Source organism: Pseudooceanicola sp. NS-SX8, assembly GCF_057380755.1.
The window spans coordinates 4,194,356-4,217,063 of the sequence record NZ_CM170819.1 but is presented as its reverse complement, the minus strand read 5'-3'; the positions used below and the strand labels follow the sequence as shown (position 1 = coordinate 4,217,063).

23 protein-coding genes and 1 riboswitch are annotated in these 22,708 nt (G+C 65.5%); of the genes, 10 read left to right on the top strand and 13 right to left on the bottom strand.

What is annotated here, in order from left to right; genetic code table 11:
• Positions 1 to 143: 143 nt before the first annotated feature.
• From AC2IR1_RS19265 to AC2IR1_RS19255, 3 genes are all read right to left on the bottom strand, one after another.
• The gene (locus tag AC2IR1_RS19265) at positions 144 to 683 is read right to left on the bottom strand and encodes a hypothetical protein (RefSeq protein ID WP_486473596.1); all 540 of its coding nucleotides are present in this window, start codon (positions 681 to 683) and stop codon (positions 144 to 146) included.
• Between the two features lie 141 nt (positions 684 to 824).
• Positions 825 to 1,739 carry a DMT family transporter gene (locus AC2IR1_RS19260; RefSeq protein WP_486473595.1) on the bottom strand — a complete coding sequence of 305 codons (915 nt, stop codon included), beginning with the start codon at positions 1,737 to 1,739 and terminating at the stop codon, positions 825 to 827.
• Positions 1,740 to 1,833: 94 nt separating this feature from the next.
• A riboswitch (FMN riboswitch) is annotated at positions 1,834 to 1,964 on the bottom strand.
• A 415-nt stretch (positions 1,965 to 2,379) separates the two neighbouring features.
• Positions 2,380 to 3,291 (bottom strand): hypothetical protein, encoded by a 912-nt coding sequence (locus AC2IR1_RS19255; protein WP_486473594.1) that lies wholly within the window; start codon positions 3,289 to 3,291, stop codon positions 2,380 to 2,382.
• Positions 3,292 to 4,112: 821 nt separating this feature from the next.
• Here AC2IR1_RS19255 and lepA point away from each other — a divergent pair.
• Both lepA and AC2IR1_RS19245 read left to right on the top strand, forming a co-directional pair.
• On the top strand, positions 4,113 to 5,912 hold the full coding sequence (gene lepA / locus AC2IR1_RS19250; protein ID WP_486473593.1) for a translation elongation factor 4: 1,800 nt from the start codon (positions 4,113 to 4,115) through the stop codon (positions 5,910 to 5,912).
• Positions 5,913 to 6,086: 174 nt separating this feature from the next.
• Positions 6,087 to 7,208: a hypothetical protein gene (locus tag AC2IR1_RS19245; protein WP_486473592.1), complete on the top strand. Its 1,122-nt coding sequence runs from the start codon at positions 6,087 to 6,089 to the stop codon at positions 7,206 to 7,208.
• Positions 7,209 to 7,262: 54 nt separating this feature from the next.
• Here AC2IR1_RS19245 and AC2IR1_RS19240 read toward each other — a convergent pair whose 3' ends face one another.
• A complete protein-coding gene (locus tag AC2IR1_RS19240; protein ID WP_486473591.1) occupies positions 7,263 to 7,814 on the bottom strand; it encodes an REP-associated tyrosine transposase in 552 nt (183 codons plus the stop codon).
• A 201-nt stretch (positions 7,815 to 8,015) separates the two neighbouring features.
• Between AC2IR1_RS19240 and AC2IR1_RS19235 the strand changes: the two genes are divergently transcribed.
• Complete coding sequence (locus AC2IR1_RS19235; protein ID WP_486473590.1) at positions 8,016 to 8,513, top strand: cytochrome b; 498 nt, start codon at positions 8,016 to 8,018, stop codon at positions 8,511 to 8,513.
• 360 nt (positions 8,514 to 8,873) lie between these two features.
• Here the strand turns inward: AC2IR1_RS19235 and AC2IR1_RS19230 are convergent, their stop codons facing one another.
• From AC2IR1_RS19230 to AC2IR1_RS19220, 3 genes are all read right to left on the bottom strand, one after another.
• Positions 8,874 to 9,011: an entericidin A/B family lipoprotein gene (locus tag AC2IR1_RS19230; protein ID WP_486473589.1), complete on the bottom strand. Its 138-nt coding sequence runs from the start codon at positions 9,009 to 9,011 to the stop codon at positions 8,874 to 8,876.
• A gap of 74 nt (positions 9,012 to 9,085) precedes the next feature.
• Positions 9,086 to 9,238: an entericidin A/B family lipoprotein gene (locus AC2IR1_RS19225; RefSeq protein WP_486473588.1), complete on the bottom strand. Its 153-nt coding sequence runs from the start codon at positions 9,236 to 9,238 to the stop codon at positions 9,086 to 9,088.
• 106 nt (positions 9,239 to 9,344) lie between these two features.
• Positions 9,345 to 10,109 carry an alpha/beta fold hydrolase gene (locus tag AC2IR1_RS19220; protein ID WP_486473587.1) on the bottom strand — a complete coding sequence of 255 codons (765 nt, stop codon included), beginning with the start codon at positions 10,107 to 10,109 and terminating at the stop codon, positions 9,345 to 9,347.
• Between the two features lie 161 nt (positions 10,110 to 10,270).
• On the opposite strand from AC2IR1_RS19220, the gene AC2IR1_RS19215 reads away from it, so the two are divergent.
• Positions 10,271 to 10,648, top strand: a complete 378-nt coding sequence (locus AC2IR1_RS19215; RefSeq protein ID WP_486473586.1) for a hypothetical protein — start codon at positions 10,271 to 10,273, stop codon at positions 10,646 to 10,648.
• On the opposite strand, the gene AC2IR1_RS19210 is transcribed toward AC2IR1_RS19215, so the two are convergent.
• The 3 genes from AC2IR1_RS19210 to AC2IR1_RS19200 all read right to left on the bottom strand — a co-directional run bounded on the left by AC2IR1_RS19210 (position 10,599) and on the right by AC2IR1_RS19200 (position 13,254).
• Complete coding sequence (locus AC2IR1_RS19210; RefSeq protein ID WP_486473585.1) at positions 10,599 to 11,483, bottom strand: DUF817 domain-containing protein; 885 nt, start codon at positions 11,481 to 11,483, stop codon at positions 10,599 to 10,601. The two genes, AC2IR1_RS19215 and AC2IR1_RS19210, sit on opposite strands and share 50 nt — an antisense overlap.
• 217 nt (positions 11,484 to 11,700) lie before the next feature.
• On the bottom strand, positions 11,701 to 12,144 hold the full coding sequence (locus AC2IR1_RS19205) for a MaoC family dehydratase (protein ID WP_486473584.1): 444 nt from the start codon (positions 12,142 to 12,144) through the stop codon (positions 11,701 to 11,703).
• Between the two features lie 237 nt (positions 12,145 to 12,381).
• Complete coding sequence (locus AC2IR1_RS19200; RefSeq protein WP_486473583.1) at positions 12,382 to 13,254, bottom strand: TIGR01459 family HAD-type hydrolase; 873 nt, start codon at positions 13,252 to 13,254, stop codon at positions 12,382 to 12,384.
• A gap of 428 nt (positions 13,255 to 13,682) precedes the next feature.
• Here AC2IR1_RS19200 and AC2IR1_RS19195 point away from each other — a divergent pair, with 428 nt between their 5' ends.
• Positions 13,683 to 14,258, top strand: coding sequence for a TetR/AcrR family transcriptional regulator (locus AC2IR1_RS19195; protein ID WP_486473582.1), 576 nt, complete (start codon positions 13,683 to 13,685; stop codon positions 14,256 to 14,258).
• Positions 14,259 to 14,319: 61 nt separating this feature from the next.
• Here the strand turns inward: AC2IR1_RS19195 and AC2IR1_RS19190 are convergent, their stop codons facing one another.
• On the bottom strand, positions 14,320 to 15,600 hold the full coding sequence (locus tag AC2IR1_RS19190) for an O-acetylhomoserine aminocarboxypropyltransferase/cysteine synthase family protein (RefSeq protein WP_486473581.1): 1,281 nt from the start codon (positions 15,598 to 15,600) through the stop codon (positions 14,320 to 14,322).
• 82 nt (positions 15,601 to 15,682) lie between these two features.
• The gene (locus AC2IR1_RS19185) at positions 15,683 to 16,297 is read right to left on the bottom strand and encodes a TetR/AcrR family transcriptional regulator (protein ID WP_486473580.1); all 615 of its coding nucleotides are present in this window, start codon (positions 16,295 to 16,297) and stop codon (positions 15,683 to 15,685) included.
• A 135-nt stretch (positions 16,298 to 16,432) separates the two neighbouring features.
• Here AC2IR1_RS19185 and AC2IR1_RS19180 point away from each other — a divergent pair, with 135 nt between their 5' ends.
• The gene (locus tag AC2IR1_RS19180; RefSeq protein ID WP_486473579.1) at positions 16,433 to 17,620 is read left to right on the top strand and encodes an MFS transporter; all 1,188 of its coding nucleotides are present in this window, start codon (positions 16,433 to 16,435) and stop codon (positions 17,618 to 17,620) included.
• A gap of 115 nt (positions 17,621 to 17,735) precedes the next feature.
• On the opposite strand, the gene AC2IR1_RS19175 is transcribed toward AC2IR1_RS19180, so the two are convergent.
• Positions 17,736 to 18,656, bottom strand: coding sequence for a manganese-dependent inorganic pyrophosphatase (locus AC2IR1_RS19175; protein ID WP_486473578.1), 921 nt, complete (start codon positions 18,654 to 18,656; stop codon positions 17,736 to 17,738).
• Positions 18,657 to 18,788: 132 nt separating this feature from the next.
• On the opposite strand from AC2IR1_RS19175, the gene AC2IR1_RS19170 reads away from it, so the two are divergent.
• The 4 genes from AC2IR1_RS19170 (at position 18,789) to AC2IR1_RS19155 (ending at position 22,672) form a co-directional block, all read left to right on the top strand.
• Positions 18,789 to 19,445, top strand: a complete 657-nt coding sequence (locus AC2IR1_RS19170; RefSeq protein ID WP_486473577.1) for a DUF2161 domain-containing phosphodiesterase — start codon at positions 18,789 to 18,791, stop codon at positions 19,443 to 19,445.
• 340 nt (positions 19,446 to 19,785) lie between these two features.
• Positions 19,786 to 20,073: a co-chaperone GroES gene (groES, locus tag AC2IR1_RS19165; protein ID WP_486473576.1), complete on the top strand. Its 288-nt coding sequence runs from the start codon at positions 19,786 to 19,788 to the stop codon at positions 20,071 to 20,073.
• A 65-nt stretch (positions 20,074 to 20,138) separates the two neighbouring features.
• Positions 20,139 to 21,788: a chaperonin GroEL gene (groL, locus tag AC2IR1_RS19160; RefSeq protein ID WP_486473575.1), complete on the top strand. Its 1,650-nt coding sequence runs from the start codon at positions 20,139 to 20,141 to the stop codon at positions 21,786 to 21,788.
• 362 nt (positions 21,789 to 22,150) lie between these two features.
• Positions 22,151 to 22,672, top strand: coding sequence for a GNAT family N-acetyltransferase (locus tag AC2IR1_RS19155; protein WP_486473574.1), 522 nt, complete (start codon positions 22,151 to 22,153; stop codon positions 22,670 to 22,672).
• Positions 22,673 to 22,708 lie beyond the last annotated feature (36 nt).

The window sequence follows — 22,708 nt, the reverse complement described above, 5'->3', positions numbered from 1 at the left end:
TCTAATTTGAATCTGAGGCGCGCCTTATCGCCCTCCCGCTGTCCCCCGATCCGTCACGCGCGCCCTCGGGTCTCGATGCGCATGCGCGCCCGGGGGGGATGCTGGGAATGCCAATGGGTTTTCGGTGGGCTGCCGGAGTTGCGTCAGGATTTGCACCCGGCGATGCCCCGGGTGATCGCACCCACCGATCCGTCGATCCAGCGTTCATCCTGGCCGTAGGTCAGCACGGCCGTCACCACCAGGGCATCACCGAAGCAATCCTTCGTCAGCAGGCTGCGGCGATAGTAGATCTGCCCGTCGGCGGTCAGCCCGCTCACCACGAACCAATCCGCGCCAGAGGTCGCATAGGTCACCGTCCCGCCATCGTCCTTCTCGAATTGCTGGGCCAGCTCGAAGGCCTGGGCGAAACTGTCCTGCCAGAGGTAGGCGCCAGAGGCGATCAGCTCCACCTTGTGGCCTTCCATCCGGTAGCGCGCCCCGTCGGTGGCCTGCCCGATGAAGGGCCCGGCCCAGGCTCCGCCCCCGGCACCCCGCAGGTCCGCGACCTCCAGCGTGAAGCCGAAGCGCGGGTTCTCGTAGCGGATCGTGGGGGTCTGCGCCTCTCCCGCGCTCACCTGGGTGCCCAGCAGGGCGGCGGCAAGAAGGAGGGCGCGGGCGGCGGGCGGGCAGGGCAGGTGGGTCATCGGTCTCTCCGGCGGGCGTCGACTTTGCCCCAGACTAGCAGCGCCGTGGCCCGGTGATAGCCTGCGCGGCCCGGGGGGCGAAAAGATCGGGGGCGCTGCGCCCCTGGCGCAACGCCCCCCTTTACCGACCCAGGGTCAGCCTCAGGCCGCCTGTGTCGCGCCGCCCGCGCGCCGCTCCTGATCCAGCAGGTAGAAGGATGCTCCGACGATCAGCGCCGAACCGGCCCACATGCTGCCCGGCGGGACGAAGCCGAAGGCGAGGAAGCCCAGGCCCACGTTCAGCGGCAGTTTCACGTGATCGAAGGGCTGCAGGAATCCAGCGTCGGCCAGGCTGTAGGCCCGGGCGATGGCATATTGCGCCACCGCCGTCATCACCCCGGCCAGCACCAGCAGCGCCAGCGCCCAGGCCCCGGGCAGCAGCGCCCCCAGCCCCGCGCCCGCGGGCAGGGCCAGAACGGCCAGCACCGCGTTCACCGGCGTCAGCAGCAGCAGCAGGTGCAGGGTCAGGCTCTCGGGGGCTTCCCGCGCCGTCATCCGCTTGGTCAGAAGCGAGGTCCCGGCCCAGAGCGCGGCGGCCCCCACCGGCATCAGCGCCGCGGGGGTGAAGGCATCCGACCAGGGCGCCAGCAGGATCATGCCCCCCGCCAGCCCGCCCAGCACTGCCAGCCAGCGGCGCGGCGGCGTCGCCTCCCGCAGCAGCAGCGCCGCGCCCAGGGTGACGAAGAAGGGCGACAGCAGGATCAGCGCCGAGGCCTGCCAGATCGGCACGAAGGCCAGCGAGGCGACCCAAAGCTGCACGCCCGCCACGGCGCAGCCCGCCCGCGCCAGGTGCAGCCAGGGCTGTTTCATCGCCCAGGCATCGCGCGATCGCGACAGCGCCCAGGGCAGGGCCAGGGCGGTGGCGGTCAGGTATTGCCAGAAGGCGATGGTGGGCCCGGTCAGGCCCAGCCCCATGGCGATGTACTGTGTAAGGGTGTTGTAGATGGCAAAGAGCGCACCGGCGCCGATCATCATCATCGCGCCCCGCGTGGGGCGCTGGTTGGGGGAGAGAGTCATGCGGTCCTTTCCTTTCGCACAACCCAAGGCAGTCGGGGACGGCCAGCCCCGCCCGGGCCTTGCCAAAAGGCATCGCCAGGGCAGGCCGCAGCCCTCCCGTTCTCTTCCATCCGGACTATACCGTCGGCCCCGGAGTTCCACCGGATCTGCTGTCCCTTTCGTTGCGAAAGGCGCTCGCGGGCTGTCACCGCCGGTGGGGAATTTCACCCCGCCCTGAGAACAGCGGCCTGACTGGCCGCGATGCGAACCTAGGCGCAGGTCGAGGGGCGCGCAAGGTGCGGGGATGCAGAACCGGGGTGCAGGGCGGGGAGGGGGCTCCGCCCCCGTCGCCCCTGGCGACTCCCCCGGAGTATTTCGGGCCGTCGGATGGGGGAGGGGGGAGCGGGGGGCAAAGGTTTCGCCCGACGCGTCGGCGCGCTGCGCGCGTTTGGCACTCAAACCGTCCCTTGGGTGCGCGCATCGGTGATGTCGTGTTGCGCTGGAATGAAGTTGCTTTGCTGGCGCGCTGATTGCCGAGTGCATGGTGCCAGCCTTGATCGGGAAGTGGGCCGCGTAGGGTGGATGCAATCCACCGCTCACGGGATCGGCGGGGTAACGGTGGATTGCATCCACCCTACGGGCGGGCGCCGCCCTCTGCGCTTTAGAGGACGCCGAAAAGCCTGAGGCCAATCTCGACGACGCGCCAAATCAGTTCGATCCCTGAGACCGCGAGACCAACGCCTCCGACGCCCTGCAACAGAAGCCGGATCGCCTTGTTCTCCTTGCTGTCAAAGAGACTTGCTCCTTTGTCGACCAATCCGTTCATAATGACCTTCATCCGAGAGGTGCGATGGAAGATCCGCAGGCTTTCATCCAAGCCCGGAAGCGGCGGCGCGCCGGAGGGCACAGGTGTCAAGGCGTCGTTGATCAGTTGCGGGATGTCCCGCGCAAAGTCCTCGGCCATCCCACCTTCGCTCAGGGCCACGAGCACTGGCTGTACGGCTTCCAGAACCGCAAGGTCTTCTTTCTCGATCTCCCGCAGCTTCTGCTTGGCGATCCGCAGGCGATTCTCGGCGATCTCCGGATGCTGGGCGCGGATCGCCAGCGCGCCTTCCTCGACCGCCTCCAAAAGGGCGAGATTGTCTTCGGTCTCCGCCAGTTCGTGGGTCTCGCGGATCTCGCGGCGCAGGGTGATGGCGACCGAGGTGTAATCCAGCTCGATCCGCTGCGGGTCATTGCCATAGCGCTGATGGGTTCGACGCAGGGTCCGCACTGCGCGCATGTCCTCGCGTAATCCGTTTTGTCCGTGCAGGGCATCGTCCAGCGCATCCTCTGTTCGGGACAGCATCGCCGAGATGAGCGGGACGTTTGCCAGCGGGCGCGGGGCGACGGAGAAGGTACCGGTCTCGCGGTTGAGCGTGACGTCTTCGGCAAGCTGGGTGGTGCGGGCGAGGTAGGCGGCCTCGATCTTCTCGATCTCTTCGGCCACGGCTTCGGCGCCTTGCTGCCAGATATCGTCGGGGATCAGGGCGACCGCGCGCTGGAGATCCCAGGGGAGGGGATCGCCCGCCATCGCGCGCTCGTACCAGCGGGACCAGAAGGACCATGGACGTGACCTTGGAAATGGCAATGGCCTTTCTTGAGAATAGTCGGTTCCCGAATGAAATGGGGATAGTCCGTCAGATATCGACAGGTGGCCATTTAGTAGAGATTCATCGCTATGGTCAAAAGAGATCTCTTGTAAGAAATAGCCTCTTAGGCTCGATGCTGCTGCTCTTGCTGCGCCCCTGTCCTTTGGGTCCGCTCCCTTGGCGTGTGCAACGCTGGCTGCGCATGCGGCAGCGTGGGAAACTGCGGCGGTTGTGTGGATCTCTACGGATGGTTTTGTATTTGCACCCGCAGCGGCGCTTGCTGCGATAGCGGCACTTGCTGCAAGTGCTCCAATTCCAGTTCCTCGGATAGCATCGCCTGAGACGCTTGCAGACGTTGCCGCGAGCCTTGTTTCGTCAGAGGAGGCATTAGCCGCAACCCCAGCGACTAGTGCACAACGCAAAGCCAAGGCTTGAGATTTGGCGTCAAGCGGCATTCCGCCGTTGGTTGACTGAATGTTTGTCAAGACATAGAGAGCGGCACGTTGAGCAATCACGGCGCAGATCGCCGAGGGCTTCTTTTTAAGCCACATTTGAAATTGCTCTTCACTTGTCGGTTTCATCTGTGCCTGCTCACTTTGCTGCTGGCACCTTACAGCTGCCCTCCGCTCGCTCAACCCTGCATGCAAACCCGGGGCTCCGCCTACCCACCCCTCACTCCATCCCCCGGATCAATCGCCATCTTCGCTGGACCGGCGCGCGCCCCCTTGCCAAACGCCCTTTCCCCCCGCATATGCTGCCGATCATGACCGATCTCGCGCATATCCGTAACTTCTCCATCGTCGCCCATATCGACCACGGGAAATCCACCCTGGCCGACCGGTTGATCCAATCCACCAACACCGTCTCCGAACGCGAGATGAAGGAGCAGTTGCTCGACGCGATGGATATCGAACGCGAGCGCGGGATCACCATCAAGGCCAACACGGTGCGGATCGAGTACATCGCCGACAATGGCGAGCTCTACATCCTCAACCTGATCGACACCCCCGGTCACGTCGACTTCGCCTACGAGGTCTCCCGCTCCATGCACGCCGTCGAAGGCTCGCTGCTGGTGGTGGACAGCACCCAGGGGGTGGAGGCGCAGACGCTGGCCAATGTCTACCAGGCCATCGACGCGGATCACGAGATCATCCCGGTGCTGAACAAGATCGACCTGCCCGCCTCGGAACCCGAGCGGGTGAAGGAGCAGATCGAGGACGTGATCGGCATCGACGCCTCCGAGGCGCTGCTGGTCTCCGCCAAGTCGGGCCTTGGCATCCACGAAACGCTCGAGGCGATCTGCCACCACCTGCCGGCGCCCAAGGGCGACCGCGATGCGCCGCTCAAGGCCATGCTGGTGGACAGCTGGTACGACCCCTACCTGGGCGTTGTCGTCCTCGTCCGCATCATGGACGGCGTGATGAAGAAGAACGAACGCGTGAAGTTCATGCGCAACGGCACGATCCACCAGATCGACCGGATCGGCGTCTTCCGCCCCGCGATGCAGAACGTCGACGAGTTGGGCCCGGGTGAGATCGGCTTCATCACCGCCTCGATCAAGCAGGTGCGCGACACCAAGGTGGGCGACACGATCACGCACGAGAAGAAGGGCTGCGAAACCCCGCTGCCGGGCTTCAAACCCTCGATCCCCGTGGTCTTCTGCGGCCTCTTCCCCGTCGACTCGGCGGAGTTCGAGGACCTGCGCGACGCGATCGAGAAACTGGCCCTGAACGACGCCTCCTTCAGCTACGAGATGGAGACCTCCGCAGCCCTCGGCTTCGGCTTCCGCTGCGGCTTCCTCGGCCTGCTGCACCTGGAGGTCATCCGCGACCGCCTGGAACGCGAATACGATATCGAGCTGATCACCACCGCGCCCTCGGTGGTCTACCACGTCCACATGAAGGACGGCACGATGGAGGAGCTGCACAACCCCGCCGACATGCCCGACATGACCTATGTCGATCATATCGAGGAGCCGCGCATCAAGGCGACGATCATGGTGCCCGACGAATACCTGGGCGACGTGCTGAAGCTCTGCCAGGACCGCCGCGGGATCCAGCAGGAGCTCACCTACGCCGGCACCCGCCCGCTGGTGGTCTACGACCTGCCGCTGAACGAGGTGGTCTTCGACTTCTACGACCGGCTGAAATCGGTCACGAAGGGCTATGCCTCCTTCGACTACCACCTGACGGGCTATCGTCAGGACAACCTGGTGAAGATGCAGATCCTGGTGAATGACGAGCCTGTCGATGCGCTGTCGATGATGGTGCACCGCGACCGGGCAGAGATGCGCGGCCGGGCCATGTGCGAGAAGCTGAAGGACCTGATCCCGCGTCACATGTTCAAGATCCCGATCCAGGCGGCCATCGGCGGCAAGGTGATCGCGCGCGAAACCCTGTCGGCGATGCGCAAGGACGTGACGGCCAAGTGCTACGGCGGCGACGCGACGCGGAAGCGGAAGCTGCTGGACAAGCAGAAGGCGGGCAAGAAGAAGATGCGCCAGTTCGGCAAGGTCGACATCCCGCAGGAGGCCTTCATCTCGGCCCTGAAGATGGACAATTGAGGGAAACCCGGGCGAGAGCCCGGGTTTTTCGTTTGGGGAGGTGGGTTTGGGCGGTGGCCTGTTGGACGGTGGATTGCATCCACCCTACGGGTGCCGAGGGGCGTAGGGTGGATGCCAATCCACCATGGCTTTACGCAATAGACAACGCGCGCAATTCGTCGATACCATCCGCGCATGAATGGATCTGATACTGTCTTCATTGTCGGGGCTGGCGCCAGCCGCGAATTCGGTATGCCGACCGGCGCGGAACTCATGGGGCAAATTGAAGGTTTGGCAGTGCGGTGGAGTAACGACCATTTTAGCGGGCCTGCCGAGCTCCGAGATGTCCTAAGAGCGCAGGGCCTAGGGCCCGACAGAATGCAGGCCGCGACGACATTTGTGGCGCGAAACATGGCGCTCGCTCCGTCAATAGACAACTTTCTTCATACCCATCAAATGAACGAGCCAGTCAAAATGGCTGGGAAAGCAATGATCGCACTTGCCTTGAGCTTGGCGGAGAAGCGAAGCAGTCTTTTCGCTAACAGGAACAGGGCTAGTGAAGAGTTCAGGATTTCGTTCAGCGAACCACTTCTAGAACCCAAGAAGTCGCCGACGGACCTTAATCCAGCCCTGAGAGCTTCGGCGCCCGGAAGGAGCTGGTTGGGAAAGATCTTCTGGCTGCTTGTTTCGGGCCGCGGCTACGAGGAGTTCTGCGATGCGTTGAAACGGATCAAATTTATCTGTTTCAATTACGATAGCTGCATAGAGCAGTTTCTCGCATTTGCGATCCGGAGCTACTTTGATCGTCCGCATGAGGAAGTGGAGAAACTCATCGCAGAATTGGAAATCATACGGCCCTATGGCGCGCTACGGAGGTATCGCTTCACACCGGACACGCAAGTCTTTGGCTCACTTAAAACGACGTATCTACGCGAAGCAGCAGAGGGCATCAGAACTTTCACCGAAAGCGCGGCGACCGAATTTGGAGACAGGTCTGCAGCGTGCTTGCAGGATGCCAGCACGGTGGCTTTCCTTGGCTTCGGCTATCTCGACCTGAACATGCGTAGGTTGTTTGGTGAGCAGAGATATTTTCCCGGCCGCATTCTTGGTACTGCTCTCGGAATGTCTTCTGAAACCCTCGATCGGACGAAGAGAAGGGTGGTCGGAAGTCTTGTGAGAGGCGTGGGCAGTGGTGCCGGGAGAAGGGCACATCCTGATGGGCCTTCGACGGTGGAGCTCAAAGATATGACTTGTTCTGATCTTATCGAGTTCCACTGGGCGCACTTCGAGGCAGAATTGTTGGCGAAATTGGCATAGGTCGAACCCCGATCCACCCTCCATCTCCTCCCCAAAGGTGGATTGGCATCCACCCTACACCAACACCCCGCCGTCTCCCTCCCGCTCCCCGAAACTCCCCTCCGGTACCGCGCCTGCCCAATCGGCCTCCACCCGCCCCTCCCGGATATCCCGATGGATCGAGGAAAACGGCCAGTCCACCGCCCGCGCCACCAACCCATGCTTCACCGGGTTCCCCCAGCAATAGCTGAGGTGCGCCTCGTAATCCCGATCCCCCCGGATATGGTGCTCCCAGTACCGCCGCTGCCAGATCCCCAGCTCGCCGCGCCGCAAGCGCCCGGGGCTTAACGCCACCCGGTCCTTCACCCGCTTGCTGAACTCCGCCTTGATCGCCTGCCAGCGCACCGGGTAATCCGCATCGCCCTCCGGCAGGGTCCAGAGGCAATGCATGTGATCGGGCAGGACCACCCAGGCGTCGATGGCGAAGGGGCGGCGCATCCGTTCGACCATGACCGCCTCGCGCAGCGCCGCGACCTCCCGCTGCAACAGGTCGGACCCGCGATGGCGCAGGTTCGCGGTGAAGAAGATGGTGGCGCCGGGCTGGCGGGGGCGAAGGTAGCGTGACATGCCCCCAGATTGGCCGGGCCATGGTTAACGCAAGGTTTCCCGCAGCCGTAGGGTGGATGAAATCCACCGATCGCATCCGCCTGGCCGGGATCGGTGGATTGCATCCACCCTACGGTGCCCCTGCCCGCGCCGATCCGTCGCGCCGGAAACCATAGGCTGCCGCGTTAAGGTATCAGTGTCCAACAGCCCCGCAGGTCTCCCATGTCCACGCCAAGCTCCTACTCCAAACCGCAGATCTACCTTCACTGGCTCATCGTGCTGCTCGTCTTCTTCCAGCTCCTGTTCGACATGAACATCGGCCGCGCATGGCATCAGGCGATGGATGGCACCCTGACCGATCCCGGGACGGCCCCTGTCCATGTCTTCACCGGCATTGCCGTGCTCGTCCTGACCCTGCTGCGTCTGGCGCTCCGCCTGACCCGTGGCGCCCCGGCCCTGCCGGAGGAAGAATCCAGACAGCTGCAGCTGGTGGCCCATGTCGTTCACTGGGGGTTCTACGCCGTGCTGCTGCTGATCCCGGTGTCCGGCATGGTGGCCTGGTTCGGGATGGTCGGCCCGGCCGGTGGGCTGCATGAACTGATGACGAAGCTCCTCTGGGCCTTCATCCTGCTCCATGTCGGGGGCGCGCTCTATCAGCAGTTTGTGCTGAAGACCAATATCCTCGCACGGATGTCGCCCCACGGCGGGCCAAAGAGCTGAACACGGAAGGACGGCTTGCTGAAGATGCTGTCCCGAAACGGGCGGCCGCCGCCGCAGGCCATTGAAGACGACACGGGGCGCGACCCTGCGCCCCGTCAACCTGTCGCGCCAGTCGCGATACAGACGTCATAATGATGTGGCGGGGCCCGTAGGGCGGGGTTCACCCCGCCGCCCTGACCCACCGCCCCGCTGCCCGTACCGCCACCAGGCCCCCACCTCTCGCCTCATCCGCCCCGCCTCAGTCAAGGGACCGAAGCCAAGGACCGCAGCGCAAAAGAAAGGCCGGCGCGCCCTGCGGCGGCCGGCCCGGTACCGGTCTCCCGGTTGGGTTTCCGGTAGGTATGACGCCCGGAAGGGGCGTCACATGTTGGTTTGGGTCTTGTTGGCCTCGCCCTCGATCACGGCGCCGGCCTTCTGGATATCCCGCCCTGCGCCCTTCACGGTCTCGCAGGCCGAAAGCCCGGCCAGCGCCAGCAGGCAAATCGCAACTCTGATCATCTTGTTCCTCGACAGCATGTTGATCCGCCGGGCAAATCTAGGCGCAGCGCGGACTGCCGTCCAGAACGTATGGCTTACATCTCGGCCTGGGTTTCGGCGGCTTCGCCCTCGATCGTCTGGCCGGCGTTCTGGATGTCCTGGCCGGCGCCCTTGACGGTCTCGCAGGCAGACAGGGCCAGAAGGGCTGCAAGGCAGGCGGCGGTGCGGGTCAGGGTGGTGCGGGTCATCTCGATCCTCCGGTTGTCGCTTTACGGACAACCAACGCAACGACAGGACGCCGGGTTCCGGCCCGGTCCATTTTCGCTACGGAATGTGACCGACAGGCCCCCAGGCTCACCCGGCAGAGAGGAAGGCGGCCACGGCCGCTTCGAATTCGCGCGGCTTTTCGGCATGCAGCCAATGGCCGGCGCCGGGGATCTTGGCGAAATGGGATCGCGGGAAAAGCGCGCGGATCTTCTCGCGGTACTCGGGCTTCACGTAGCGGCTCTCGGCGCCCGACAGGAACAGCGTCTCCCCCTCGAACGGCCCGGTCAGCGCCTCCGGCCAGGACAGCACATTGGCCATCTCCGCCTCCAGCGTGTCCAGGTTCAGGCGCCACTTCTTCCCGGTGACATCAAGGCTCTGGGTGAAAAAGCTCTGCAGGGCGCGCTCCACCCCGGCGGCGGCCAGCTGCTCTTCCGCGTCGGAGCGGCGGGTGACCTTCTCCAGGTCCACCGCACGCATGGCGTCGATGAATTCCTGCTGGGTGTGGCCATAGGCGACCGGCGCGATATCGGCCACGATCAGGCGGGAGACGAGCTTCGGCCGGCTCAGCGCCAGCGCCATGGAGGCCTTGCCCCCCATAGAATGGCCCAGAACATGGCAGGGCCGGCCCTCGGCCTCGATAACCTCGGCCAGGTCGGCGGCCATGGCGGGATAATCATGCACCTCGGTCCAGGGCGAGCTGCCGTGGTTGCGCATGTCCACCGCGATGACGCTCCGCGCGACAGAGAGGCGTTTGGAGATGACACCCCAGTTCCGCCCCGAACCGAAAAGCCCGTGGGCGATGAGCAGCGGTGTCGCGTCGGCGGGGCCGTCCTGGCGGATCGTGTTCAGCATGGCCGATCCATATCCCGAAGGCCCGCGCGGCGCCAGCGCCTCCTGCAGGGGCCGGCCTTGCAGTGCGCCGTCGCGGGTCAAGTGATTTGGCTTGCCCGGGGCGAGGTGCTAGGGTGGCGCCCTGCGGATGCACCGCACCGGACGATGGAAAGGGCAATGCCATGGCCGCCGACAAGCTGGACAGGAAGGTCGGGCGCAGTGAAAAGGCGCTGCGGCGCAAGCTGGGCGGCCGCCGTCCCCTGCGCAGCGGAACCCTGGACAAGCTGATGGGCCGTGCCGGGCGCGACCTGCCGCGCGGGGCCCGGCGCGACGCGCAGAAGATCCTCGACACCCGGGCGCAGATGGAAAATCCCCGCCTTGCGGTGCGCATGGACCCGGGCGCGCTCTCCGGCTCGTTCCGCAGGCTGGACCGCGCCGTGGCCGCCTGGAACCCGGCACGGCGGCGGCGCAACATGTGGCTGAACGCGCTGGCGGGCTACGCTTTCAACATCATGCTTTTCGGGGTGCTTCTGGCGGCCTTCCTGCACTGGAAGGGCTGAAGGGCCCGCGCCGCAGGCTCTGGCGCATCACCAGCGTGACGGTGGCGAAGCTGACGAAGAACAGCAGGTACCACGATCCCATCTTCGACAGCGGCACCAACTGGAAGGCGCGCTGGTTGTGATAGATCCATGTGCCTGAAAACGTGCCGATATTCTCGGCCACCCAAAGTGCAAAGGCGATGGCAAGCGCGGCCACCGGGAAGGGCATCCAATGCCAGCCGCGCAGCCGGAACCACATCCGCGTCCGCCCGAACAGCAGCAGCGTGGCGGCGAAAAGCGCCAGCCGGATATCGGGCAGCCAGTGATGGGCGAAGAAATTGACGTAGATCGCCACGGCCAGCAGGACAGAGGCCCCGAAGGGCGGATAGGGCGCGAAAACGGCATCGAACAGCCGGAAGGCCCGCGCGATGTAACTGCCCACGCTGGCATACATGAACCCGGTGAACAGCGGCACATCGAAGAGCTTCAGCACCCCCGGTTCCGGGTAGGACCAGGACCCGGCATGGACCTTGAACCACTCCATCACCGTGCCGGTCAGGTGGAACAGCAGGATCACCTTTGCCTCGTCCCAGGTCTCCAGCTTGCAGGCGATCAGCAGTACCTGCACCCCCACGGCCAGCAGCACCAGGAAGTCGTAGCGCGCCAGCGCCCAGCCCGGCTGCCAGACCTGCGCGGTCAGGATCAGCGCGGCCAGGATGATCCCGGCGAAAAGCCCCGCCCGCGCCTGCCGCGACAGGAACAGCAGCAGCGACTGCGCCCAGCCGGGCAGGGGGCTGCGCGCCAGGGTCGCGGCGTCTTTGGGAAGGCTGAGCTCGGGAAGGGGCAGATCGGGCATGGCGCCATCTTGCGCGAAACGCCCGGGCTGTCCAGCGGCGGCCCCGGGAAGAGGGCCGGCAGCAGGGGACGCGCCTGCGGCGCGTTGCCTCCGGCGGGAGTATTTGTGGCCGTCGAATGGAAGCGGGTTGCGTCCCGCCGGGCGGCCGCGTTCTTTCTCCCATTCGATGGCTGAAAATACTCTGGGGGGAGCGCAGCGGGGGGCAAAGCCCCCTTCCTCAGTCGAACTTGCGCGACGGCGCCAGTACCATGGCCTCGCCCATCAGCACCTTCTTGCCCTCCACCACGCAGCGGCAATCCAGCTTCACCCGGCGTTTGGCGTGGTCGATGTCGATCACTTCGACCTCGGCCGTTACCATGTCGCCGGGCCGCACGGGGGCGAGGAATTTCAGCGTCTGGCCCATGTAGACCGTGCCGTGGCCCGGCAGCTGCTCCCCGATCACGGCAGAGATCAGACCGGCGGTCAGCATGCCATGGGCGATGCGCCCCTCGAAGATGGTGTCCCGGGCATAGGCATCATCCAGATGCACCGGGTTCCGGTCGGTGGAGACCTGGGCGAACATCTCGATATCCTCGTCCGTCACCTGTTTGCGCAGGTGGCGGGTCATGCCCATCTCGATATCCTCGATGCAGATCGTGCCGCGCGGGAAATTGTCCAACATTCACCCCTCCATCCGGTGGCCCGGTCCGGTCCCCGGCCTGGGCGGTTGGCTGAGGCCGCGAATCCGGAGTGTAATAAACTGGCCAACGTCGCGTCGGCTGGGAAATAATATTACGCTGCGAATGCGAAAGCAAGGCCGGAGGCGCGCCGCGGTCTCTGGCCTGCCTGCACGGGATGCCGAAACGAAAACAGGCCCCGGTGGGGCCTGTCGTCGCGCGTCTTGTCGTGGTGGCGCGCCTCAGCGCAGGAAGCCGATGGCGTAGGTCGGGGTCATCTGCTGTGCCTCGATGAAGGCCTCCAGCGCGGCGGGATCCGGCTGATCAGTGGTCCTGGTCTCCTCCAGTGCCAGCCCGCCGGTGATGAACAGCGTGTCGATGCCTTCCCCCAGGCCGCCCTGGATATCGGTGTGGATCCCGTCCCCGATGGCCAGGATGCGGCTGTCTGCGGGCACGGTGCCGATCTGCGCCAGGCGCATCTTGGCCAGGTCGTAGATCGGCGGATGCGGCTTGCCGAAGTAGAGGCTTTCGCCCCCCATCTCGGAATAGAGCTTGGCGACGGCGCCCGCGCACCATTCGCGCACCTCGCCACGGTCGACGATGATGTCGGGGTTGGCGCAGAGCAGCTTCAGCCCCCGGGTCTTGGCCAGCAGCAGTTCCGGGCGCAGCACCTCCGGGTCGGCCATGGCGTCGAACGGGCCGGTGCAGACGATGCCCTCTGCCTCGTCCAGCGGCACGCGGGTGATTTCCACCGGGTTTTCCTGGATGTGCAGGGGGTGGAAGAACGGGTCGTCATGCGGTTCGCCGATGTGGAACACCTTGTTGCCGACGATGCCGTTGTACATGGCGGCGCGGGCGCTGTCGCCCGAGGTGGCGATCGTGTCCCAGGCGTCGGTGGGCACGCCGAACTTCTCCAGCTGGATTTCCACCTGGGCGCGCGGGCGGGGCGAATTGGTCACCAGGACCACGTGCTTGCCCATGGCGCGGACCTTCTGCAGTGCGGTCACCGCATCGGGGAAGGCGGTGACGCCGTTGTGCACGCAGCCCCACAGATCGACGAAGAAGGCATCGTAATCGGCGGCGATTTCGGCAAGGGTCGGGACGATCCGGGTCATGTAGGCTCCGCTGGCTTGGGGCGTTTCGCTACATATGGCGCAGAAGGACTGGGCGGGCCAGAGGTAGTTGCCCGCCGTGGGCTTGCGTCATCCGATTGTCACTTTCGCAGCGGTTGCGCGCGCCTTCTGGGCAGAGCTGTCCCGCAAAGGCGGCGGGGAAGGGGGCGGGAAGGGGACAGAGCGGGCACCTGCGCCGAGATTGGCCCGAGATGTGCAGCGAAATCGCCCCCGTATTCCTAAATTCCGACAGGCGTACAGACCTGTACGCCCCTTGCCCTCGGCCGGTCCTGATGCTGCCCGATCCTACCCCACCGCGACCTGCCCGGACCGGGACCTTTGGCCCATTTCGCAGTTGGTGTACACGGATGTACCCTTCCCTGCGGGAGCTTCCTAGGCGGCTTCTGGCGGGTGATTTCGGGGGTAATTTCATGGCGCGGACATCCGATGACGCTCGACGGGCGGAGGTAGAGGGGATCGCGGCCCGCCTGCTGGCCGAAAAGGGCTATGGCGGCATGTCGATGCTCTCGGTCGCGCGGGCGGCCCGGGCCTCCAACCAGACGCTCTATCGCTGGTACGGCAACAAGGAGGGGCTCTGCCTGGCAATTGTCCGGCGTCAGGCCGATGCCCTGGCCTTGCCGCAGGATCCTCCCGAAGGTCCCCTCGAAGAGATGCTTTGCGACATCGGCGTCCGGGTCCTGTCGCATCTGCTGGGGGAGGGGGTGATCTCCCTCCTGCGGGCCGCGGCGGTGACGCCCGGGGGGCCGCTGGCGCAGGCCCTGGCCGATACCGGGCGCCAGGCGCTGCTGCGGCGGCTGGTGCCTGTCCTGCAGGGCGCCGGCATCGCCCGGGCAGAGGCGGCGGCGGATCTCTACCTCACCCTGTTGACGGGGGATGCGCAGCTGCGCCGGGTGATCGGCACGCTGGATCTGCCCGGCGAGGAAAAGCTGCAGGCGCGGGCGCGCCTCGCCACCCGCGCCTTCCTCGATTTGCTCGAACGGGCCTGAAGCCCGGCTGTTGGCGGAACCCGGCGCCGGTTCAGGTCCCGGTTCAGGGCCTGGCGTCGCGTCAGGCGGTCGCCACCGTCAGCGCCTGGTCCATGTCCGCGATCAGGTCCGCCACGTCTTCCGTCCCGATCGACAGGCGCACCACCTCCGGCGCGGCCCCGGCGGCGCGCTGCTGGTCCTCGGTCAGCTGCCGGTGCGTGGTCGATGCGGAATGGATGATCAGCGACCGGGTGTCGCCCAGGTTCGCCACGTGGCTGAACAGCTTCAGCGCCCCCACCAGTTTCACGCAGGCCTCGAAGCCGCCTTTCACCGCCACGGTGAAAAGCGCCCCGGCCCCCTGCGGCACGATCTGCTGTGCGCGGGCATGGTAGGGGCTCGACGGCAGGCCGGGCCAGGTGACCTCATCAATGCGCGGATCGGCTTCCATCCACTCCGCCAGGGCCCGCGCATTGGCCACGTGCTTCGCCATGCGCAGCGACAGCGTCTCGATCCCCATCAGCGTGTAATGCGCCGCCTGCGGGTTCAGGGTCATGCCCAGATCCCGCAGCCCGATGGCGATGGAATGGAAGGTGAAGGCCAGCGCGCCGAAGGTCTCGTGGAAGGTCAGCCCGTGGTAGGCAGGCTCGGGCGCAGACAGCGAGGGGAACTTGTCGCTGGCGGACCAGTCGAATTTCCCCGAATCCACCACGCAGCCACCGGTGACCGTGCCATTGCCGGTCAGGTACTTCGTCATCGAATGCACCACCAGCGTCGCCCCCATCTCGATCGGCCGCGCCAGCGCCGGGGTGGCAGAGGTGTTGTCGACGATCAGCGGGATCCCCGCCGCATCGGCGATCCTGGCCATGGCCGGGATGTCGGTGACATAGCCGCCGGGATTGGCGATCGTCTCGCAAAAGATCGCGCGGGTGTTGTCGTCGATGGCGGCGGCCACCGCGGCCTCGTCATCCAGATCGACGAAGGTGCAGGACCAGCCGAAGCGCTTGAAGGTCTGGCTGAACTGCGTGATCGTCCCGCCGTAAAGCCGGTTGGAGGCCACGATGTTGCACCCCGGCGCCATCAGCGGAAACAGCGCCATGATCTGCGCCGCATGCCCGGAGGAGCAGCAGACAGCCCCCGCGCCGCCCTCCAGCGCCGCGATGCGGTTTTGCAGCGCGGCCACCGTCGGGTTGGTCAGGCGGGAGTAGATGAAGCCCACTTCCTGCAGGTTGAAGAGCGCGGCGGCATGATCGGCGTCGCGAAAGACGTAGGCCGTGGTCTGGTAGATCGGAACCTGTCGCGCGCCGGTGGCCGGATCCGGTTCGGTGCCCGCGTGAATCTGCAGCGTGTCGAAACCCTGGGTCATTGAAATCTCCTCCATCTGTGATGCGCACAGGTAGAGCAGGTTCGCCGGGCGCAGGAAAGCTTTGCGATACGCCTGCGTCCGGTCAGCCGGCCTCCGCCACCCGCGCCCGCAGGCCGCGCAGCAGGCAGTCCAGCATGTCGCGCAGCTGTGCCTCCATCGCCGCATCCGGGACGTCGATGTAATCGATCACCAGCTGGGGATAGCTGTAGGCGGCCATGGCGGAGCGCAGCATATCCGCGGCCTCTTCCGCCTGCGGGCCCGACAGCCCCGGCACCGCGTCCTCCAGCAGCCGCGCCAGAAGGACCAGGGTCTGATCCAGGTAGGACTGGACCACGGGGCGCAGGCGGCTGGTCGCGGCGCAATAGGCCTCATACAGATGCGGGTCGCGGCGCGCCGTGGCCCGTTTCAGACGCAGGCGCCCGACCAGCCAGTTCGCCAGCCGGTCCTCTGCGCTGCCGGGCGTGTCGACGATGCGCGCCAGCTCGGACGCGGTGCAGGACAGCCAGTGCCGCACCACCGCATCCAGTAGCCCCGCCTTGTCGGAAAAGTGGCTGTAGAGCGCGGCATGGCTGATCCCCAGCTCCGCCGCGACATCCGTCACCCGCAGCTTTTCATAGCCCAGGGCGGTGATCCGTTCGTGGGCGATCTCCACCGCGCGTCGTTTCAGCTCATCCGCTGACAGTCCCGTTCTCGGCATATCAGTCTCCCGGCGGTCCCCCTTGCCAATCCGTTTCCTACAGATTACAGATTTTGTAAATTGTAAATTTCCCCTACAGCCTCCCAGCTCTCCGTAGCTTCCCGTCACACTCTTCACTTCGAAGGTAGCTCTCCCATGTGGTCCATCTTCCGGGACCGTCGCGCAGTGGCCCTGCTGCTGTCGTCGACGCTCACTGTCATGTCCAATGCCATCATCAGCCCCGCGCTGCCCGGCATTCAGGACGCCTATTCCGAAACGCCCAACGTCGAACTCCTCACCCGGCTGCTGGTCGCGGCGCCCTCGCTTCTGGTGGCGCTCTTCGCGCCCTTCGCGGGCATGCTGGCCGACCGCTTCGGCCGGCGGCGGCAGCTGCTGCTGGGGGTGGGGATCTTCGGCATCTGCGGCTCCGCCGGGTTCTGGCTGCCGGACATGTACATGCTGTTTGCCAGCCGCCTGATCCTGGGCCTGGGGGTGGCGATGATCATGACGGCGCAGACCGCGCTGGTCGGCGACTACTTCGAAGGGGAGGTCCGAGGCCGCTTCATGGGCCTGCAGATGGCGGCCACCAACTTCGGGGGGCTGATCCTGATCGCCTGCGCGGGCTGGCTGGCCAACCACGGGCCCTTCCTGCCCTTCATGCTCTACGGCGTGGCGCTGCTCTTCCTGCCCTTCCTGGTGATCGCCCTGACGGAGCCGGACCGCAGCGGGGCGGGCGCCCATGGCGCGGTCCCGGGCAGCAGTGGCGAGCCGGGCTGGGTCGGCCTGCTGGTCGCCAGCGTGATCCTGGGGGCGCTGACCTTCGTCACCTTCTACATCGTGCCGACGCAATCGGCCTTCTACCTGCCCACCATCGGCTATGACGACCCGGGCTCGGCGGCGCTGCTGATGGTGTCCATGACCTTCGCGGCGGGGATGACCTCGCTCACCTACGGGCGGCTGCGCCACTGGCTGGGCCGGGCGCGGATCATGGGGCTGGGCTTCGGCCTGATGGCGCTGGCCTTCGTCGTGCTCAGCTTCGCGCAGCACCTGGCGCCGGCGGCGGGCTCGATCCTGATCATGGGCTCGGGCGCGGGGCTGATCTTCCCCACCATGCTCTCCGTCGCGCTGGAACTGGCGCCGGCGTCGCGCCGGGGCATGGCCGCGGGGGCGCTGACCATGGCGATCTTCCTCGGGCAGTTCATCTCCCCCTTCGTCAGCCTGCCGCTGGTGTCGCACTTCGGCTTTGCCACGACCTTCCTGGTCTATGCCGTCGTGCTGGCCTGCTGCGCGCTCTGCGCGCTGGTGATCTACCGCCGCCGGGTGGGGATCCCGGTGCAGGCCTGAGCGGGCCCGCGCGGCCCGACTTGGCCCTGATCCAAATGAAAAAGGCGCCCTGCGGGGCGCCTTTTGCGTCTTCATGGCCGGGCCTTCCGGCCCGGCGCCACATGCCCTGCGGTCCTCAGACCTTCAGCGCCGGGATGATCTGCTTCTTGCGCGACATCACGCCCGGCAGCACCACCTGGTCACCCTCGACCGTCGCGCCAAAGCTCTTCTCGGCCACGGTCTTCACCAGCTCGTTGGGCACGAAGAGGGTGGCTTCCTCGTTCAGGATGTCCACGACGAACAGCAGCACCTGGTCGACGCCATCCTCGGCTTCCACGGCCTTGAAGCTCTCCATGATCGACGCCTTGCGGTCCAGCACCAGCTTCGGCGCGGTGGTTTCCAGCACGGAGACGCGGAACTTGGTGCCGTCGACGGCGTATTCCTTGCTGTCCATGCGGATCAGCTCGGCGTCCGAGAAGGCGGAGATATCGGACTTCGCCTCGAACATCTCCGACGCATAGGCGGTGACATCCAGGTTCAGTTCCGACGCCAGTTTCAGCGCCAGGGCCTTGTCGTGGTCGGTGGTGGTGGGGGAGCGGAATTCCAGCGTGTCGGACAGGATGCAGGACAGCATCGCGCCCTTGATGTTGTCGGGCATCTTCGCCGCATCCTCGCCCATCAGGTCGTACATGATGGTGGCGGTGCAGGCGAGCGGCTTGATCGTGATGTCGATCGGGCCCTTGGTTTCCAGCCCGCCGGTCAGCTTGTGGTGGTCGATGATCTGGATGACGTTGGCATCGTTGATCGCCGCCGGCAGCTCTGCCGGGTTGTTGGTGTCGACGATGACCACGTCATCTTCCGCGCTCACCTCGGCGATGATTTCCGGCGTGTCGAAGCCCCATTTCTCCACCACGAAGGCCGCTTCGGTGTTCGGCGTGCCCAGCAGCTTTGCCTCGGCCGGGGTGCCCTTCACTTCGGACAGGTACCAGGCCCAGATCAGCGGGGAGCCGGTGGAATCGGTGTCGGGGGATTTGTGGCCGAAGACCTTGATCGTCATGGAATGCATCCGTCCTTGGAAAGTGGCAATTTCGGCCGTGTTATAGTGGCCGCGCACGGCCCTGTCACCCGCTGCAATGCGGCATTTCGGTGAATGCTTGCCGCGGGCGGGGGCGGCGGCTAAGCCTTGCTCATGAAAGCCCCGCAGGAGACAGATCTCTACCCGCCCGTGAAGGCCTTCCTCCAGGGGCAGGGCTACGAGGTAAAGGCCGAAGTGGCGGGGGCCGACGTGGTGGGCCTGCGCGCCGATGATCCCGATCCGGTGATCGTCGAACTGAAGCTGGCGATGTCCCTGCAGCTGCTGAACCAGGCGCTGGAACGGCTGAAGATCACCGATTTTGTCTACCTTGCCATTCCGCAGGTGAAGGGGCGCAAGACCCTGGCGCGCCATGTTGCGCTCTGTCGGCGGCTGGGGCTGGGTCTGCTCACCGTCCGGCTGAAGGACGGCTTCGTGGAGGCGCAGTGCGATCCCGGGCCCTATGCGCCCCGCCGGGTCAGGGCCCGGGCCGGTCGGCTGCTGCGGGAATTCCAGCGGCGCGACGGGGATCCGAACCGGGGCGGGGCGGCGGGACAGATCGTCACCGCCTACCGGCAGGATGCGGTGCGTTGCGCTGTTTATCTTTCTCAACAGGGGGCATCCCGGGGCGCGATGGTGAAAAAAGCCACCGGTGTTGATCGTGCGACCACCCTGATGCGTGACAACCACTATGGCTGGTTCGAAAAGATCGCCACCGGGGTCTATGACCTGACCGAAAAGGGCCGGGCAGAGGGCGCGGGCGAAGAGGCCTGAAGGACACCGCCGTAGGGTGGGTGCCAACCCACCTTCCCCCGCGCCCCGCCCGCCAACCTGCCTCCCCCACGCCCCTCCCCCCGCGCCTTCACTGGGCCATCTCCCGCCGGTCCCGGCCGCGCCCTGCGCCGGGCTCCGCCGAAACGCCGGGCAATTGCCGGGCAATCCTCCGGACCCCTTCAATTTCGGCCTCGGGCTTCCAAATTTTCTGGAAGGCCCTTGTTGACTCACTCACGGGGCTTGCCTATCTCCGTGCCGTTAGCACTCGGGAGAGCTGAGTGCTAATACCCGCCTCCGGGCGGGCCAGGGATAGAAAACTTTGAGCCAAGGAGCCTCGAAGATGGCATTCAAACCGCTGCATGACCGTGTGCTCGTCGAGCGCGTCGAAAGCGAAGCTAAGACCGCCGGCGGCCTGATCATCCCCGATAGCGCCAAGGAAAAGCCCGCCGAGGGCATGATCGTCGCCGTGGGCGAGGGCGCCCGCAAGGACAGCGGCGAGCTCATCGCCATGTCCGTGAAGGAAGGCGATCGCGTTCTCTTCGGCAAGTGGTCCGGTACCGAGATCACCCTCGAAGGCAAGGAACTGCTGATCATGAAGGAAAGCGACATCATGGGCATCATCTCCTGATCCCCGGATCGGTGAGAAGACCCAACGCTTCCCTTTAAAATCAACGAATAGTCAGGAGAGACGATATGTCTGCCAAGGACGTCAAATTCAGCACCGACGCACGCAACAAGATGCTGAAGGGTGTGAACATCCTCGCCGATGCGGTGAAGGTGACCCTGGGCCCGAAAGGCCGCAACGTGGTTCTCGACAAATCCTTCGGTGCGCCCCGCATCACCAAGGACGGTGTCTCGGTCGCCAAGGAAATCGAACTGGAAGACAAGTTCGAGAACATGGGCGCCCAGATGGTGAAGGAAGTCGCTTCCCGCACCAACGACGAAGCCGGTGACGGTACCACCACCGCAACCGTGCTGGCGCAAGCCATCGTCAAGGAAGGCATGAAGTCGGTCGCAGCGGGCATGAACCCGATGGACCTGAAGCGCGGCATCGACCTGGCAACCGCCAAGGTCGTCGCGGCGATCAAGGACGCGGCACGCCCGGTGAACGACTCCGGTGAAGTTGCCCAGGTCGGCACCATCTCCGCCAACGGCGAAGACGCCATCGGCAAGATGATCGCCGAAGCCATGCAGAAAGTTGGCAACGACGGCGTCATCACCGTCGAAGAAAACAAGGGCATGGAAACCGAAGTCGAAGTCGTCGAAGGCATGCAGTTCGACCGCGGCTACCTCTCCCCCTACTTCGTGACCAACGCCGACAAGATGGTCGCAGAGCTGGACGACTGCCTCGTGCTGCTGCACGAGAAGAAGCTCTCCTCCCTGCAGCCGCTCGTCCCGCTGCTGGAGCAGGTCATCCAGTCCCAGAAGCCGCTGCTGATCATCGCCGAAGACGTCGAGGGCGAAGCCCTGGCGACCCTCGTCGTGAACAAGCTGCGTGGCGGCCTGAAGATCGCTGCCGTCAAGGCACCGGGCTTCGGTGATCGTCGCAAGGCCATGCTGCAGGACATCGCGATCCTGACCGGCGGCCAGGTCATCTCCGAAGACCTCGGCATGAAGCTCGAAAATGTCACCATGGACATGCTGGGCACCGCCAAGACCATCACCATCACCAAGGACGAAACCACCATCGTCGACGGTGCTGGCGACAAGGCCGAAATCGAGGCCCGCGTTTCCCAGATCCGTACCCAGATCGAGGAAACCACCTCCGACTACGACCGTGAGAAGCTGCAGGAACGCGTTGCCAAGCTGGCAGGCGGTGTTGCCGTCATCCGCGTCGGTGGCCTGACCGAAGTCGAAGTGAAAGAGCGCAAGGACCGCGTCGATGACGCCCTGAACGCAACCCGCGCCGCTGTCCAGGAAGGCATCGTCGTCGGCGGTGGCGTCGCTCTGGTCCAGGGCACCAAGGCTCTCGAAGGGCTGACCGGTGCAAACTCCGACCAGGACGCAGGCATCAAGATCGTCCGCAACGCGCTGGAAGCGCCGCTGCGCCAGATCGCTGAAAACGCAGGCGTCGACGGCGCTGTCGTGGCCGGCAAGATCAAGGAATCCGACGATCTGAAGTTCGGCTTCAACGCTCAGACCGAAGAATACGGCGACATGTTCGCCTTCGGTGTGATCGACCCCGCCAAGGTGACCCGCACCGCGCTGGAAGACGCTGCTTCCATCGCCGGCCTGCTGATCACCACCGAAGCCATGGTTGCCGACAAGCCCGCCAAGGATGGCGCGCCTGCCGGTGGCATGCCCGACATGGGCGGCATGGGCGGCATGGGCGGCATGATGTAATCTGCCGCACCGCGGAAATGACGGGAAAGGGGGCCTTCGGGCCCCCTTTTTCATGGCCCCCTTTTTCCTGGCCTGGCGGAGGGGCAGGGGCCGCGACCAGCAGCCCAGGCAGGCGCCGTCAGGCCCCCCGCGCCCCCGCCCGGGCCGCACCGGACCATCGCAGTTGCACGGCTCCCTGGCGGCAACAGCCCTATCTGTCCAAAATTTCGGCAGAAATTGGCGGAATTGTGAAATTTCAACATCGCTCCCCGCGCGCTCCTGACAACCTCGGGCCCCTGTGGCTAACTGGAAGCAACTGGTTGGCCGGGCGGCACCCCCGCTCCCCGACCCGGGAACCCCACCTCCCTCCCGATGGAGCTCCTATGGCCCGCCGCAAACCGGATATCACTCACCAGCTCTACACGCCGTCCAATGACCTTGGTGTCGGCAACCTGCTGACCCTGGCCTACGAAGGGCCGGCCCAGGCCCAGCTTGTCCAGGCGCTGCGCCGGGCGGGGCACATGGGGGTCGAACTCGTGGGCCTGCACGACGGCCATGTCGTGGGCTACATCGGCTTCTGCAAGCACCTGTCGCCCGAAGGCTGGTTCGCCGTCTCGCCGCTCGGCGTGCTGCCGACCTGGCGCGACAAGGGCATCGGCGCCGACCTGGTGCGCTACGGGCTGGACTATGCCCGCCGCGCCGGGGCCAAGGCGATCACCGTGCTGGGCGACGGGCGTTACTACCAGCGCTTCGGCTTCACCTACAAGTCGGCGGAAAACCTGACCACGCCCTACGACGCCTCCAACACGCTGCTCTACCCGATCGCGCCGGGCACCGCCTTCGCGACGGAGCACCTGGTCTACCCGCCGGCCTTCCACGAACTGGGCCTGCAGCCCACCAACTGACCCCTTCCGCTTTCGGCGCGGGGGCGCTAACCCGGG